The organism is Winogradskyella flava (assembly GCF_014243395.1).
GTDB lineage: Bacteria > Bacteroidota > Bacteroidia > Flavobacteriales > Flavobacteriaceae > Winogradskyella > Winogradskyella flava.
Window position 1 is genome coordinate 718,471 of sequence record NZ_JACLCP010000001.1, and the last position, 15,880, is coordinate 734,350.

Consider the following 15,880-nt stretch of genomic DNA (forward strand, 5'->3'; position numbering starts at 1 on the left):
TTCATATATTGTTAATCTTATATTTGTTTTTAGCACAACCTATGATTCAGAAAAAAACCATTGCACTTTTCTTTATAGTTTTCTTTATGGCTATTACAAGTGCACCGACCATAATATCCTCAATAGATAACTCTATTGATACCGCGGTACTTTTTGGTTTTGGTGAAGAAGAAGAAGAGAAAGAAGATGCGAAGCTTCTTTTTGAAATTGTCTTTCAAGACTTAGAGAACTTTATTTCGGATTCGGGTAAAATGGATAGTGATACGTACACGTACAAACAATATCTAAAACCACATCTCAACATTATCTTTCCACCTCCAGAGATTATTTTGGTTTAGCCATTTTAATTTATCTAACGGACCACATTGATGGTCAAATAATCAATTAATAAATTTTAGATTTTCTAAAGTTAAAATCATATCAAATATGTTTAAATCTTTAAAGAGTGACTTTCCAGCTAGTATTGTTGTTTTCTTTGTAGCCTTACCATTGTGTCTAGGAATTGCATTAGCTAGTGGAGCACCATTATTTTCGGGCTTAATTGCCGGTATTATAGGTGGTATAGTAGTAGGATTTTTGAGTGGATCTCAAATAGGAGTAAGTGGTCCAGCTGCTGGACTTGCTGCCATTGTACTTACTGCAATAACCGCTTTAGGAGGTTGGGAAAACTTTCTCGTGGCAGTTGTTTTGGGAGGCGCAATTCAAATTGTATTTGGCCTTCTGAGACTAGGTATCATAGGTTATTATTTTCCGTCTTCTGTAATTAAAGGTATGCTTACAGGGATAGGAATTATTATTATTCTAAAACAAATTCCCTATTTTTTTGGTATCGATAAGAATCCAGAAGGTGATTTTGCATTTTTACAAGTAGATGGTGAAAATACACTTACAGAACTCTTAAAAACCTTAAATGCATTACTTAGTGGAAACTTTGACAAAGGAGCTACTATAATTGCTCTTATTGCAATGGCCATTCTTATTTTGTGGAGTAATGTACTAAGTAAAAAAGGTAAGTTTTTCCAACTAGTACAAGGACCTCTAGTAGCTGTAGTTGCAGGTATTGTATACTTCTTTATAACAAGGGATTCTAGCTTGGCTCTAAGTGGAGATCATTTGGTATCTGTTCCTGTACCGGAAAGCTTATCTGATATGAAGTCACTTTTGGCGTTTCCTAATTTTGAAGTTATTACACGTGGTGATGTCATTCTAACAGGATTTACAATTGCATTGGTTGCATCCTTAGAAACACTTTTATGCGTCGAAGCAACGGACAAGCTCGATCCTCATAAGAGGGTCACACCAACGAATCGCGAATTACTGGCTCAAGGTACTGGAAACATGATTTCTGGCTTCATAGGTGGACTACCAATAACACAAGTAATTGTTCGCAGTTCAGCAAATATACAGTCTGGTGGGCAAACAAAAGCAAGTGCAATAATTCATGGGTTTTTATTGTTAATATCCGTACTTACCATACCTCAAGTATTAAACTATATTCCATTATCAGTATTAGCAGCTATTCTATTTATTGTAGGGTATAAACTAGCAAAACCATCGACATTTAAGGCCATGTACAATGGTGGATGGATGCAATTTGTGCCATTTATTGTAACGGTTTTAGGAATTGTTTTTATGGATCTTTTAAAAGGAATTGGACTTGGATTAGCTGTTGGAATATTTATAGTACTTTATAGAAGCTTTCAAAATTCCCATTTTCTTCACAAGGAAGGTGAGGATGTTGATGACGGAAAAATTAAAATGACTTTGGCAGAAGAAGTTACTTTTTTTAACAAAGGAGCTATCTTAAAAGAATTGGATCGCGTACCAGAAAATTCTATCTTAGAATTGGACGTAAGAAATACAAGATATTTAGATAACGACATTATTGAAATTCTAGAAGATTTTGCACTAAAAGCGAAAGAAAGACAAATTGATATTAAGCTTTACTCTGAAAGAGGAATTGTTGAAAATCCTGAGAGTTTTATTGAATTCTTTAAATTAAGAAAAAAGGGTAAGGCGTCATAGGCCATTTTATACACTAAAGAAATGTGAAAATTAATTATAATCATCTTCAGGATACCTATGTTTATATCCTGAATTAAATCTAAGATAATATGAAAAATACAGCAATAACTAAAAATATACAAAGTGCATTAACACCAAATAGTGTATTACAAGATTTATTAGAAGGAAACAAGCGCTTTATGAGTGGAAATACTGAAGGTGCCGATAACGCTGCATTGATAAGTCAAACCACAGGCGGACAATTTCCTAAAGCAGTAGTGTTGTCTTGCATAGACTCACGGGTACCTGTAGAAACTGTATTAGATCAAGCCATTGGAGATATTTTTGTAGCAAGGGTTGCTGGGAACTTTGAGAATACTGATATTCTTGGAAGTTTAGAATACTCGTGTAATGTTGCAGGCAGTAAACTGATATTGGTTTTGGGACATGAAAGTTGTGGTGCGGTAAAAGCGGCCTGTGATGGTGTTGAATTAGGAAATATCACTGCAATGCTAGATAATATTATGCCAGCGGTTAGAAAATCTGCCAACGAAGTAGATGGCGAAGCTAATTCCTCTAATAAGGAATTTGTAGCAAAAACGGTTGAAAATAATGTGAGATTAACTATTGACCGTATTAGACAAAAAAGCCAAATTCTCATGGAAATGGAAGATAACGGTGAAATAGCTATCGTAGGCGGAGTCTATAGTTTAAATACCGGTAAAGTAGAGATGCTGTAAATTCTAAATTAGAGCAAAAATTATATTTTAAGCTTGATTGTATTTAAAGCCACTTTTAGGAGTGGCTTTTTTATGCTTCGTCTTCATTTTGTTCTTCTGGCTCTGCTTCACTTTTAATCAGGTTAGGGAAAATCATAGGTGCTAAGGATTTTACAGGTTCGTAAAGAATACTGTCTTCCAAATCCTCTTTTTCCATAAATGGTAAAGTATTATTCAACTTATTGAAAACAATGAGGAGAATACTTAAAATAAGTCCAATTTTTAAAGCCCCAAAAAGACCACCCAAAAGTTTATTTAGAATACCTAAGGCAGCAAAATCCGCCAATTTGGTTAGTGCTTTTCCAGCTAAACTAATAGCTAAAACTATTATAACAAAAGTAATGGCAAAGGCTACAATGTTGATAGTCTTTTCATTCCAATCTACTTTCGATTCTAGAAGTCCAGCAGCAAACCCACTAAAGTGAATGGCTCCATAAACACCCAAAACTAAGGCGACTAAAGACGCAATTTCTACAAAGAGTCCTTTAAAGAGTCCTCTAATAAATCCAAATAGCAATAGGGCAGCAAGAATAATGTCTATAATACTCATAGTTAGTAGCGGTTTAGGCAAATATAAATTAACTTTGCCAATTATATAACGTTGGTATTTAGCGATAAATTATAAAAATAAAATTCACACAATGGTGTGAAATAAATATGGCAAGAGACGAACAATTAAAAGAGCGCTGGGATTTGGTGGTCGAAAAACTATCCAATCAATTCGCAGATGGTGATAAATTAGATTTAGATTCAATTATATATCTAATAGGAGTTCAAGAACTTGGTCAGTTGCATCGCGAGTATAAGAAAGACCATAAGCTAGATTTAATGCATATCGCAATTTGTAAGCTTTTAGAACCTTACGGTTTTTATGAGTTTGATTTTGTGGATGATGATGGATGGCCACATTACAAAGTAAAGGCACAATTACCTCATCTTAAGGCTGGTGAACAGAGTGTGCTTATGAAAGAAGCCATTGTTAACTATTTTGTAGAAACTGAATATATAGAATAAGATTTTTTAAATTTGCCGTCTGAATAAAAAGATACTGAAAGCGAAGATTCAGCGTAGCTAATTAAATTCAGCATAAAATGATAGATAAGTTAAAAGAACTCATTGCAGAAGCGGAAGCATTTTCAGCACAATCTAAAGAAGAGGTTGAGGCATTCCGAATAAAATATCTAGGCTCAAAGGGATTGCTAAAACAATACTTTGCTGAGTTTAAAAATGTGGCGAACGAGCAGAAAAAGGAGTTTGGACAGACTATAAATCAGCTTAAGAAAACAGCTGAAGATAAAGTTAATAGCTTAAAGGAAACATTAGGAAATCAAGAAGATGATAATGGTGTTTATGGCGATTTATCTCGTCCTGGTGAACCGATTAATATTGGAGCAAGACACCCTATTTCTATAGTTAAGAATCAAATTATAGATATCTTTTCACGTATTGGTTTTAATGTTAGTGAAGGTCCAGAAATTGAAGATGATTGGCACAATTTTACAGCATTGAATTTACCAGAATATCATCCCGCGCGTGATATGCAGGATACGTTCTTTATTCAGACCAATCCAGATATTTTATTACGCACACATACCAGTTCGGTGCAAGTGCGTTATATGGAAAATAACCAACCACCAATACGTACAATTTCACCAGGTCGCGTATACCGCAATGAGGCAATTTCTGCACGTTCACATTGTTTCTTTCATCAAGTAGAAGGCTTGTATATTGACAAGGATGTGAGCTTTGCAGACCTAAAGCAGACTTTACAGTATTTTACCACAGAGATGTTTGGAAAGTCTAAGATTAGACTACGTCCATCTTATTTTCCTTTCACCGAGCCAAGTGCTGAGGTAGATGTATATTGGGGATTGGAAACTGAAACCGATTATAAAATTACAAAGGGAACAGGTTGGTTGGAAATTATGGGTTGTGGTATGGTAGATCCTAATGTTTTAGAAAATTGCGGAATCGACTCTAAAGAATATTCTGGTTTTGCGTTTGGTATGGGAATCGATCGTATTGCAATGCTACTGAACCAAATTAGTGATATCCGCTTATTGAGCGAAAACGATGTACGTTTCTTAGAGCAGTTTAAATCTGCACTTTAATTCGTCATCCTGAACTTGTTTCAGGATCTCATTAACGGATGCTATAGTATTACTCGATGTGCTTTGCACCATCAACAGCAAAAACAGACTTTCTAAATTCAGAAGGTTTTTTATCATTTAATAGCTTTAAGTTGCCACTTTCTTCTATGAGTTCTTGGAAGTGAACTTCACGGTCCTCGAACTGTTTTTTATTTGCATATGTCGTGACTAACACGAAATGAAAAGGTGTTTCATTACTAAATGAAGTTTCCAATAATTGAAACGATTCAATATAGCCTTTGTCAAGGGCTCTCAGTCGTAGTTGTTTCCAGTTGTTTTGAAAATAGTAGACCGCTTCTTTCGTATTATTGTTCAAAATTTCAACGGTTTCTATCGTAGTGATTTTTTTATTGGTTTGGGCGAAACCTAAATAAGAGAAAAATAGCGTGATAATTAGTAATTTGAATTTCATCATCTTAGGTTTATAATTTCATTCTAAGTTATGATTTTAGTGTTTTGAGACTTTGTTTTTAGCTTATAATTAACACTGATTATTTTCAATTAAATAGGTTAATTAATCGTTTTAGAATTTAAAGGAGCTGTCTTTGAAAACTCACCCGCATCAATTACATAAACATCCGGAGAGGCAATAAATGAATATTCATTAAAAGTATAACCGCCCAGTAAATAAAGTTTATTTTGGTGATAATGCATTTTAGGACTTTTAAGACTTAAACGTATATTGTAGGCCTCTAAAACATTAGTCATGGTGTTGTATGTTAGTAATTCATCTTTATCAAAGATGTAGATCATATGTTGATGAGCAGTCAATGCTGGACTTTCCATTTTGGTAAACAGTTTACCTTCATTTTTCCATACGCCATTTTTTAAGTCATAAGATTCAATTGTGTTTAATTTAGAGCCATCATATCCGCCAATAAGGTAGATTTTATTATCTATAATTATACCTTGGGTTTCTTTTGCGGTTTTCATTTTTGGAAGTTCGTACCATTTTCCAGAAGTAATATTATAGATATGCGAAGCATCAGAATATACTTTTGCCCCATTTTTTCTCTTCTTAATAGAACCTCCCATAACAATGATATTATCATTATAAGTCATTGATGCAAAATTTGCTGCTTGATGAGGGTTGATATGGTCTATAATAACTTCATTTGAGCCCATTTTTAAAACTTCAATTTTCTCATCTAAGTATTCATACCGTCCAATATTTGATAAACGTTTACCTCCTAAAACGTAAAGTTCATTTCCATAAGAATTAACATTATGATTGGTACGCTTTCTAAATTTAGTTTCAGATATAGACCATGTGTTATTTTCTATATCATAAATCTGTAGTAAATCACTGTAAGATTCTCGACTAAAGTCTCTACCTGCTTCTCTAAGGTACCATTCAAATGTAGGCATCTGCATACGACCTGCTTGTATAAGTGCTTTTTTAGATGGATCTTCAATAAAAGAAGAATTACCTGCAATTACATAAATTTGGTTGCTGACGAGTTCAGAATCAAAAGCAAAAACTCCTGATTTTAGAGGAGCTAATTTTTTAAAATTTATTTCGTCATTTAATATTTCTGATGAATTAACAATGACTTCATCAAGCTCCTCGAGTTTTTTTGAAAGTAGAATAGTATTTTCTCTTTTGTAGAATTTGGCGAGAGTCATTTTTTTAGTGTGATAACCTATTCGCGAAAATTGTATGATAGTTCTTTTATTGACTTTGGAGTTTGGTGTAAACTTAAATTGCCCTGAACTATTAGAAGCCGCTCCGCTTTTACCCTTTTGAATATATACGGTGACATTTTCAAGAGGTTCTTTTGTTTTTGAATCTATAACACTACCTGATATACTTTGCGCAATCGCAAAATGTGAGGAAAAAAGGAATAATATAACTATATTTCTCATAGGTTAAAATTGCTTAATAAAGCTAGCCTAACTAAGTTCGACTTTTTTGATGAGATTATCAAAATCTTAACTTAATGTTTTAGTTTTGTTAGCATGAAGCAAGACATTGATATACCTGAAGTAAAAGATGTACACGTTGCAGTTGTTCAAGAGGAACATCTAGAGTATAAAACCCAAGATTGGAATGCCTATATCATTAATAATTCTGATACAGATTTGGATACCGTTCTTATTGTATCCCAAGGCACATCTGAGGATAAGATGACGCCTCCAATGCGTCATACTATTGCCAAATTACCAGCAAGAAGTTATGCTAAGATTGAGTATTTGCAGGAAAAAGTTCTAGAACTTAATAATTCATTCAAGGTGACTTTTTTTGAGGGTAATCAAATGTTTGATAAAACCTATATATTTAGAAAAAACACCATTAATGTAAAGGCTTTACAGAATTTACCTTTGATGCAACTTAAGGGTGTTTTGGTGAAATAATCTTTCCTACGAAAACAGGAATCTTGTGATTAATTGAACGGAACATAATTCTTGTCATTCTGAACTTGATTCAGAATCTTGTTAAATAGTTTGTGGGCTATCTTAGGTAAGATACTAAACTTGAAATTTTCAGCTTCTTGCACAAGACTTTAATCCAACTTCTCCGTCAACTTTTTAAAGACCTTTTTAGGATTTTTATTTTCATAAAGTACAGCGTACACAGCATTTATAATAGGTAATTTGGTCTTTTTAAGATTCTTTTCGTTTAATAAATACGCACTTTTAGCGGCATAATAGCCTTCAGCGATCATGTTCATTTCCATTTGCGCGGATTTAACAGTATAGCCCTTACCAATCATATTCCCGAACATTCGATTTCTGGAGAAAACAGAATAACCGGTCACTAATAAATCGCCTAAATAAGCCGAATTATTAATGTTACGCTTCATTTTATGCATTTTCTTAATAAAGCGTTTCATTTCTCTTATAGCATTGCTCATCAATACACTTTGAAAATTGTCACCATAACCTAAACCGTGAGCAATTCCTGCTGCAATCGCATATATGTTTTTGAGCATTACGGCATATTCTACACCAATGATGTCATCACTGATTTTAGTTTTTATATACGAGCTTGATAAATTATTAGCTATGGCTTGAGCCTTTGCAGGATCAGCACAAGAAATGGTGAGATAGGATAAACGCTCTAACGCCACCTCTTCTGCATGACAAGGTCCAGCAATAACAGCAATATTATCGAAAGGTATATTATAGATGTCATGAAAATGTTCTCCAACCAACAATCCAGATTCTGGGATAATGCCCTTTACTGCAGAAACCACAACTTTCTTACTTATATCAACGTTCAATTTCTCTAGTTCAGAATGCATAAAAGCAGAGGGGATTACAAAAATTAGGACATCTGCCCAATCTGCTATTTCGTTAATATCATTACTTAGTTTTAGTTGCTCTATGTGAAACTCAACTGAACTCAAATAGCTTGGATTATGTTGTTCTTTTAATAGGTGCTCTTTAGTATACACACTACGCATGTACCAGCCTACTTCATCTAAGTTTTCGCAAAGCATTTTTACAATAGCAGTTGCCCAACTTCCTGCTCCAAATACAGCATATTTTTTGGTATCGCTCATAGACATGGTTTGGTTTAAGTCTTTCAAAAATAAGGAATCTTTTATGGAATGGCTAATGGAATTAAATGCTATAAATGAAAGATACTTTGGTGGATTTTAGATTCCAAAAACGAATTAAGAACGACTAATATTAAAAAACTTGGCATACGTTTTGAAATGCTTTAAGTAATAACCCTAAAAAGTTAAGATTATGAAGACGATAAAAATATTACTAGGATTTGTGCTAAGTGCGACACTGCTTACATCGTGTTACACTGAAGAAATTAATATCAATGATAACGGACCGGCGATTTCATTGAATCAACTACTTAATTCTTACGATTTATGGTATGTCGATGTCAATGCTACGCAAGGTTATGGTGAAACACCATTTCTGCAAATAGCGTTTACGCTAACTTTTGATAAGGGTCGTTTATTGGCTAATAATAATTTGGTAGGTTTGGGAAGTCAAGGTGGAGGTTATGGTGTTGAAATCGGAAGCTATGATGCCTACGATATGGTATTGGATGTTAATCATGTCATCGATGGATTTGAAACCTTTGATGTCTATCAAATAGATAGTAATACTATAGAGTTGTATAATCCGTATAATGACACCTCTTATTTCTTAGATGGGTATCAGAGAAGTACTTTTGATTATGACTTTGTATTCTACGACAATATTCATTATTTCTTACAGGAATATGAAGCTTGGGAGAAAACATTTACTAGTGAATTTGGTGCGCTAAATGAGTTCGATAATGAAAACTACTTGCAGTTTTTATCCGGTGGAAATGACTCTACATTTAGAAGTTCTCAAGACACCAGTATAGGCAATCCGAATGCTATTTATTGGGATTATACAGGCGTATACGGGGTTGGAAATATTACAGGAAATATGTACCTAAAAACATTAACATTAGATTATGATTTCTTCGACAATGAATACTTTGAACTTAGCGTTATTGATGATGGAACTATAGAGTTATTCCATGCAGATTCTGGTACAGTCTATGAATTTAGAGGAAGAGGATATATTGCTTACTATAGAGCTTCAAATACAGAAGGAAAAATTATAGAGAAAAATCATTTGCCTAAAAAGCGTAAGCAAAAAACAAAAAAAGTGGATAATCCACGAGAAAATAAACGGAGCTAAATTTTGGTTGGTTATTTAGTTTCAAAACGCTCAGCTAAAGCACTCGCTTGGCTGGGCGTTTTCTATTTATGTCAGATACAGGTTGCAATTGTAAAAGATTTTCACCAATTTTACGAGAAGACATAACTTAAAAACTAGAATAATCATGGGACTATTTTCATTTATTAAAAACGCTGGAGCTGCTGTATTCGGTATAGGGAAAACAAACGAAGAGGACGATGCAGAGGCTAGAGCAGCTACAGAAGCAAAAGAGCTAAGACTTGAGGAAGCCGCAGCTCGAAACTTAGAGGAAACCATTGCAGATCTAGAGTTAAAAGTAGAAGACTTCAGTGTATTCATTGATGATGATATGGCGCGAGTTTCTGGACAAGCTTATGACCAAGCTACAAAAGAGAAAATAGTTTTGATTGTTGGAAATACAGCAGGAATTGCCACTGTTGATGATCAGTTAACTGTGGAGCATGTTGAACCAGAAGCACAATTTTATACGGTGGTTAGTGGTGATACACTAGGCAAGATTGCAAAACATTATTATGGTAACGCCATGAAATATCCTGAGATTTTTGAAGCGAATAAGCCAATGCTGACTGATCCGGATAAGATATATCCAGGACAAGTATTACGTATTCCAAATTTGGACTAAGCGCTTTCCAATTTATAAAAAACAAAACCCAGCGAGCTTAACTTATTGGGTTTTTTAATTGTTGATTTCTAAATTATAAATCCTTTATAACTACTTCTAAATCCTCATAAGCATAAGGCTTTGCCATTATAATTTTAGTACCACTTAATAGAAAGTACATTGGTGTAGCTGTGATGCCGTAGGTTTTTACAATTGGGTTGTCCCATTTGCCTAGGCCAATAGTATGAAGAAACTCAGGATATTTTGTTATTTCTTGATTCCATTTGGACGGCTCTTCTTCTAAGCCAAAAGCCACAACTTTTAAATTAGACTTATTAGCAAGAAGTTCTTTTACCTTTGGCAATTCATTTAGGCAATGTCCACAACCACTACTCCAAAAAACAAGCAAATAATAGTCAGAGCCTTTCAAGTCATGAAGATTTGTGGTGTTTTGGGTGGAGGCAATTTCAAAGTTTGGAGCCTTCGTACCAATAGAAGTGTTTTTATAAGACGTAATAGTTTCTGCTAACACTTTTTTACCTGCTAAGTTAGCAAGTTCTAAGAGATAGGTGTCTGCTATATAATTGGCCAGCTCATGATTTTCCATACTTACGAAACGTTGCCATAAAATTTCAATAAGACTGGTCTTAATCTCTAAGTTATTATTACTTATGGTCTTGGCGATATCATCCACTTGCGCTTTATATGTTGCACTACTTGGATTTTCTACCATATTGAATACATATCCTGTTACTCTATCCACTAAGAATGATGAACTTTGTAGCAAATAGTTACCAAAATCAATTTGACTTAGAAAATGTGTTTTTAAATGCTTTGAATATGTACTTATATCTTCATACTGAGAAGGCATATAAGGTCTATTGGCCGTAATAAATGCGGAGACTAATTTCCCATTTGCAGATTCCTCATAAGCTAATTGCGTATCTTTTACAACCTTAAAAATAGAATTAAATCCTTTCTCATCAGTATTGCCTTTAGAATAGTAATTGCTAATGGTTTGATTAACCATATCCATACTATGCAGGTAGGAATTCCAGAGTTTATTTTCTTCCGACTCAGTAAATTCTACGCCTTTGTCATAACTAAAATTGAAGGCAACAGTTTCTTTCCCATCGTATATAAAATCAAAATTATTTTCTTCAGGTGGTACGGCATATACAATTTTATAAATACCAGGCGATACGGTAGAGTCTAATGAAATTTCAAAATTACCGATACTATCTAGTTTTCCCCTGTTCACATAGTTGGCACCATCTGGTGTCGCCTTATATAAAAACGCATAAGAAAAGTCTTCGGCTGGAGAAAAGTTGCCCTTGACACTTTGGGCAAATGATAAAAAAGGTAATATTAGAATAAGAACGAAAATTTTCTTCATAGTAACTCGAGTTATTTTGTTGAAAAAGGCTTCAATAATTAAGCCATTATCGGTTTTTAGATCTGACACTTTCAATAACAACTGTAGCCAAAATTAAAGCACCTCCAACAAATGTATGTATTGTTGGTATTTCATTCAAGAAAAAATAGGCAATTATAATTCCAAAGATAGGTTGTGTGCTCCCAATAATACTAGCTGTACTTGCCTTAAAGTAATTAAGACTATTTACGAATAGCGTATGACCAATAGCGGTAGTAAGTAGTGCAAGTAAAATAAGATAGGGATATTGGGTTGTAACATTAGAAAAATCCATAAAAAAGAGCACTGGGATTAACAACACACTAACGATGGCGACTTGATAAAACATGAGCATGGTGCCATTGTACTTAGAAACTTCTTGTTTTAGGATTAAAATTCTGAGAGCATAGCATAATGCGGAAAACAATCCAAATAGAATACCTTGAAGCTGACTACTTTCTAAATCAAATTCTGGTGCCAAGATATAAATGCCAATAAGAACTACAATCCCGAGAACAATATGTATTGGGTCAAATTTTGATTTAGAAAATAAAGGTTCCAAAAGTGCTATCATCACTGGAAATGTGAATATAGATAGCATACCAATGGCTACGTTTGAGAATTTTAAAGCATAGAAATAGGTGATCCAATGTGCTCCCATTAAAACGGCACCTGTAAAGAACGTCTTTTGATCTTTTCGATTCTGAATCTTTAAATCAATCTTTTTAAACTTACAAAAGAGGAATAAAAATAAAGCAGCTAATGCTGAGCGAAACCAAATAATCACAGGCGTTGGCATGTCAATAAACTTACCTAATGCACCAGAAGTACTAATGAAAATAGTGGCTGCAGTTAACCACAACAGATGATTTAAATGGCTTTTTTCATTCATTTATTTTCGAAAGTGCATTTAGTGCGTCTTTCGTAGATTTTATATGCTCAAAAGTAATAAGCAAACGCAGACCATTTCTTGTCTGCTTCTCTTTCATCTTACATTTGCTTGAGTTGATTTGAACAAACTGAAGTACCTTAGTAAAAGCATCACTTTGATAGAATTTACTCTGTTGATCTTGGATGAAGTAACCTATTAGTTTTCCTTGTTTCATAATGAGTTTTTCAATTCCCATTTTGGTGGCTATCCATTTTAATCTAACGCTGTCTAATAAGTCCGAAACTTGGGTTGGTAATTCTCCAAATCGATCAATAATTTCAGATTCAAAAACTTCAAGGGCTTCTTCATTTTTAATGGCATTCAACTTGGTGTATAGGTTTAAACGCTCTGTAATATTATTAACGTAGTCGTCTGGAAAGAGTAATTCAAAATCGGTATCTATGGTGATGTCTTTGACATACTGCTTCGGCTTACCATCATCTTTATATAAATCAGCAAATTCAGATTCCTTGAGCTCCTCGATGGCTTCGTTTAGTATTTTTTGATAGGTATCAAACCCAATATCATTTATAAAACCACTTTGTTCACCACCCAACAAATCACCAGCACCTCTAATTTCTAAATCTTTCATGGCAATATTGAAACCACTACCTAACTCAGTAAATTGTTCTAAAGCCGTAATGCGTTTTCTGGCATCAGTGGTCATGGCAGAATATTCTGGGGTAATAAAGTAGCAAAATGCTTTTTTATTGCTTCGACCAACACGCCCTCGCATTTGGTGTAAGTCACTTAATCCAAAATTATTAGCATTGTTTATGAAAATAGTGTTGGCATTTGCAACGTCCAATCCACTTTCAACAATCGTTGTACTTACCAAAACATCAAATTCACCATTCATAAAAGCAAGCATCAATTGTTCTAGTTTTTTACCATCAAGCTGTCCGTGACCAATACCAATTTTAGCATCTGGCACTAAACGTTGAATCATACCAGCAACCTCCTTGATGTTTTCTATACGATTATGAATAAAGAAGACCTGACCTCCACGTTGAATTTCGTAACTAATAGCATCTCTAATAGTCTCTTCATTAAAGCGAATAACATGACTCTCTATAGGATATCGATTGGGTGGAGGTGTTGTTATTACGGATAAATCTCGTGCTGCCATTAAGCTAAACTGAAGCGTTCTTGGTATGGGTGTTGCAGTTAATGTCAAAACATCCACATTCTCTTTTATGGTTTTTAGTTTCTCCTTTACGGCAACACCGAATTTTTGCTCCTCGTCAACAATAAGCAAGCCTAAATCTTTGAATTTTACATTTTTATTAGCAAGTTGATGCGTACCAATAATAATATCAACGGATCCTTTTTCTAATCCCTCTAAAGTTTCTCTTTTTTCTTTTGCTGTTCTAAAGCGATTGACATAATCTACGGTTACAGGGAAATCTTTTAATCGTTCTGTAAATGTGCGAGAATGTTGATAGGCCAAAATAGTGGTTGGTACTAGAACAGCCACTTGTTTTCCATTATCAACCGCTTTAAAAGCCGCTCTTATGGCAACCTCGGTCTTCCCAAAACCAACATCACCACAGACCAGGCGATCCATAGGTCGCTCACTTTCCATATCAGCTTTAATATCTGCAGTAGAAGTTATTTGATCTGGTGTGTCTTCGTATACAAAAGAGGCTTCCAACTCATGTTGCATATAACTGTCTGGAGCATATTGAAACCCTTTTTTTAGTTTGCGTTTCGCGTAGAGTTTAATAAGGTTAAATGCAATTTCCTTGACACGAGATTTTGTCTTTTGCTTAAGGTTTTTCCATGCTTTACTGCCTAACTTATAAACTTTTGGAGGTTTTCCGTCTTTACCGTTAAACTTGGTAATTTTATGCAGAGAATGAATACTTAAGTAAAGTACATCGCGTTCGCCATAAACCAGCTTGATCGCTTCCTGTTTCTTACCTTCAACGTCTATTTTTTGAAGTCCTCCAAACCTACCAATACCATGGTCTATGTGAGTGACATAATCCCCAATCTCTAAGTTGGTGAGCTCTTTTAGAGTAATAGCTTGCTTTTTAGCGTAGCCATTTTTTAAATGAAATTTATGGTAACGATCAAAGATTTGATGGTCTGTGTAAATAGCAAGCTTATGTTCTTCATCAATAAAACCTTTATAAAGTGAAAGCACTACCGTTTTATAATGTACATCCTGCTCAACGTCGTCAAAAATATCATGAAAACGTTGGGCTTGTTGTTCACTGACACAGGCAATATAATTGGCGATACCTTGCGCATGATTGTCGTTTAAATCGTCAATTAATAAATTAAATTGCTTGTTGAATGAAGGTTGAGGTTTGGTATTAAATAAAACAGTCTCCTTGCTGTAAATGGCCATTGAGCCAAACTCAATCAAATTATACTCCAAAAATTGACGCTTTAGCAATTCTGAATTGCAGAATAACTCCTCGGGAGAAGCATGTTTTATATCTTTTGAAAGTGTTTTGAACGCATCTTCGGCTTTTTCAAAAAACTCATCAATTTTCGAAAAAATAAGAGATGAATTTTTAGAGAAAACAACGGTTTTATTAGAAATGTATTTTAAAAAGCTTTCTCGGTTTTCTGCAATTTGCTTATTGGCGACATTAGGAATAATACTAACTTTTTTGATACGCTCAGTAGACAACTGTGTTTCAACGTCAAAGGTTCTTATGCTATCAACTTCATCTCCAAAAAATTCTATGCGATAAGGCTCGTCATGAGAAAACGAAAACACATCAATAATACCCCCTCTAACTGAAAATTCTCCAGGTTCAGTGACAAAATCAACACGTTTAAATTTGTATTCAAACAGGACTTCGTTTACAAAATCGATGCTCAATTCATTTCCTACGGAAATTTTAAGTGTATTTTTTTCAAGCTCTTTTTTAGTAACAACCTTTTCAAATAAAGCATCAGGATAAGTAACAATTATGGCTGGTTTTTTTCGCGAATTAATTCGGTTTAAAACTTCAGCTCTTAAAAGCACATTAGCATTATTGGTTTCCTCAATTTTGTATGGTCTTCTATAGCTACCGGGATAAAACAACACATCCTTATCGTTGATGAGTTGTTCTAAATCATTAAGGTAATAAGCCGCCTCCTCTTTGTCATCAAATATTAGGAGAAATGGCTTTTCGGCAGTTTTAAAACTCTCGGCAATTACAATTGAAAATGAAGAGCCGACAAGTCCTTTTAAATGGGTTTTATTTTCAGAATTGGCAATAGCAATCCGCAGATTTTGCAGTTGCAAAGTCTGTGAAAAATTTTGGACAATTAAGGCTTTACTCAAGTTCCTTTATTTGAGGTGCAAATATAAAATTTTTGAAGCGTTCAATAACG

15 protein-coding genes are annotated in these 15,880 nt (G+C 34.2%); 8 read left to right on the forward strand and 7 right to left on the reverse strand.

Features of this window, described 5'->3' with window-relative positions; genetic code table 11:
• Positions 1-41: 41 nt before the first annotated feature.
• The 3 genes from H7F21_RS03175 to H7F21_RS03185 all read left to right on the forward strand — a co-directional run bounded on the left by H7F21_RS03175 (position 42) and on the right by H7F21_RS03185 (position 2,744).
• Positions 42-338 carry a hypothetical protein gene (locus H7F21_RS03175; protein WP_185787772.1) on the forward strand — a complete coding sequence of 99 codons (297 nt, stop codon included), beginning with the start codon at positions 42-44 and terminating at the stop codon, positions 336-338.
• A gap of 88 nt (positions 339-426) precedes the next feature.
• A complete protein-coding gene (locus H7F21_RS03180; RefSeq protein WP_185787773.1) occupies positions 427-2,025 on the forward strand; it encodes a SulP family inorganic anion transporter in 1,599 nt (532 codons plus the stop codon).
• 89 nt (positions 2,026-2,114) lie between these two features.
• Positions 2,115-2,744, forward strand: a complete 630-nt coding sequence (locus H7F21_RS03185; protein WP_185787774.1) for a carbonic anhydrase family protein — start codon at positions 2,115-2,117, stop codon at positions 2,742-2,744.
• Between the two features lie 70 nt (positions 2,745-2,814).
• Here the strand turns inward: H7F21_RS03185 and H7F21_RS03190 are convergent, their stop codons facing one another.
• Positions 2,815-3,333, reverse strand: coding sequence for a CvpA family protein (locus H7F21_RS03190; protein WP_185787775.1), 519 nt, complete (start codon positions 3,331-3,333; stop codon positions 2,815-2,817).
• Positions 3,334-3,440: 107 nt separating this feature from the next.
• Between H7F21_RS03190 and H7F21_RS03195 the strand changes: the two genes are divergently transcribed.
• Together H7F21_RS03195 and pheS are read left to right on the forward strand one after the other, a co-directional pair.
• Entirely contained in the window at positions 3,441-3,797 is a 357-nt protein-coding gene (locus H7F21_RS03195) for a hypothetical protein (RefSeq protein ID WP_185787776.1), read from the forward strand.
• 77 nt (positions 3,798-3,874) lie between these two features.
• Positions 3,875-4,894 carry a phenylalanine--tRNA ligase subunit alpha gene (pheS, locus tag H7F21_RS03200; protein WP_185787777.1) on the forward strand — a complete coding sequence of 340 codons (1,020 nt, stop codon included), beginning with the start codon at positions 3,875-3,877 and terminating at the stop codon, positions 4,892-4,894.
• 49 nt (positions 4,895-4,943) lie between these two features.
• Here pheS and H7F21_RS03205 read toward each other — a convergent pair whose 3' ends face one another.
• Entirely contained in the window at positions 4,944-5,348 is a 405-nt protein-coding gene (locus H7F21_RS03205) for a hypothetical protein (RefSeq protein WP_246431407.1), read from the reverse strand.
• A gap of 95 nt (positions 5,349-5,443) precedes the next feature.
• Positions 5,444-6,799, reverse strand: a complete 1,356-nt coding sequence (locus tag H7F21_RS03210; protein WP_185787778.1) for a Kelch repeat-containing protein — start codon at positions 6,797-6,799, stop codon at positions 5,444-5,446.
• Between the two features lie 93 nt (positions 6,800-6,892).
• On the opposite strand from H7F21_RS03210, the gene H7F21_RS03215 reads away from it, so the two are divergent.
• Positions 6,893-7,288, forward strand: coding sequence for a hypothetical protein (locus H7F21_RS03215; RefSeq protein ID WP_185787779.1), 396 nt, complete (start codon positions 6,893-6,895; stop codon positions 7,286-7,288).
• A 149-nt stretch (positions 7,289-7,437) separates the two neighbouring features.
• On the opposite strand, the gene H7F21_RS03220 is transcribed toward H7F21_RS03215, so the two are convergent.
• Positions 7,438-8,439, reverse strand: a complete 1,002-nt coding sequence (locus H7F21_RS03220) for an NAD(P)H-dependent glycerol-3-phosphate dehydrogenase (protein WP_185787780.1) — start codon at positions 8,437-8,439, stop codon at positions 7,438-7,440.
• A 190-nt stretch (positions 8,440-8,629) separates the two neighbouring features.
• On the opposite strand from H7F21_RS03220, the gene H7F21_RS03225 reads away from it, so the two are divergent.
• Positions 8,630-9,574 (forward strand): nicotinic acid mononucleotide adenyltransferase, encoded by a 945-nt coding sequence (locus tag H7F21_RS03225; RefSeq protein WP_185787781.1) that lies wholly within the window; start codon positions 8,630-8,632, stop codon positions 9,572-9,574.
• A 145-nt stretch (positions 9,575-9,719) separates the two neighbouring features.
• On the forward strand, positions 9,720-10,217 hold the full coding sequence (gene lysM / locus H7F21_RS03230) for a peptidoglycan-binding protein LysM (protein WP_185787782.1): 498 nt from the start codon (positions 9,720-9,722) through the stop codon (positions 10,215-10,217).
• A 73-nt stretch (positions 10,218-10,290) separates the two neighbouring features.
• Here lysM and H7F21_RS03235 read toward each other — a convergent pair whose 3' ends face one another.
• From H7F21_RS03235 to mfd, 3 genes are read right to left on the reverse strand one after another with little or no spacing between them, the layout of a single operon-like run.
• Entirely contained in the window at positions 10,291-11,592 is a 1,302-nt protein-coding gene (locus tag H7F21_RS03235) for a TlpA family protein disulfide reductase (RefSeq protein ID WP_185787783.1), read from the reverse strand.
• A gap of 46 nt (positions 11,593-11,638) precedes the next feature.
• Complete coding sequence (locus H7F21_RS03240) at positions 11,639-12,502, reverse strand: DMT family transporter (protein WP_185787784.1); 864 nt, start codon at positions 12,500-12,502, stop codon at positions 11,639-11,641.
• On the reverse strand, positions 12,495-15,830 hold the full coding sequence (gene mfd, locus H7F21_RS03245) for a transcription-repair coupling factor (protein WP_185787785.1): 3,336 nt from the start codon (positions 15,828-15,830) through the stop codon (positions 12,495-12,497). The genes H7F21_RS03240 and mfd overlap by 8 nt, the downstream gene beginning before the upstream one ends.
• Between the last annotated feature and the right edge of the window lie 50 nt (positions 15,831-15,880).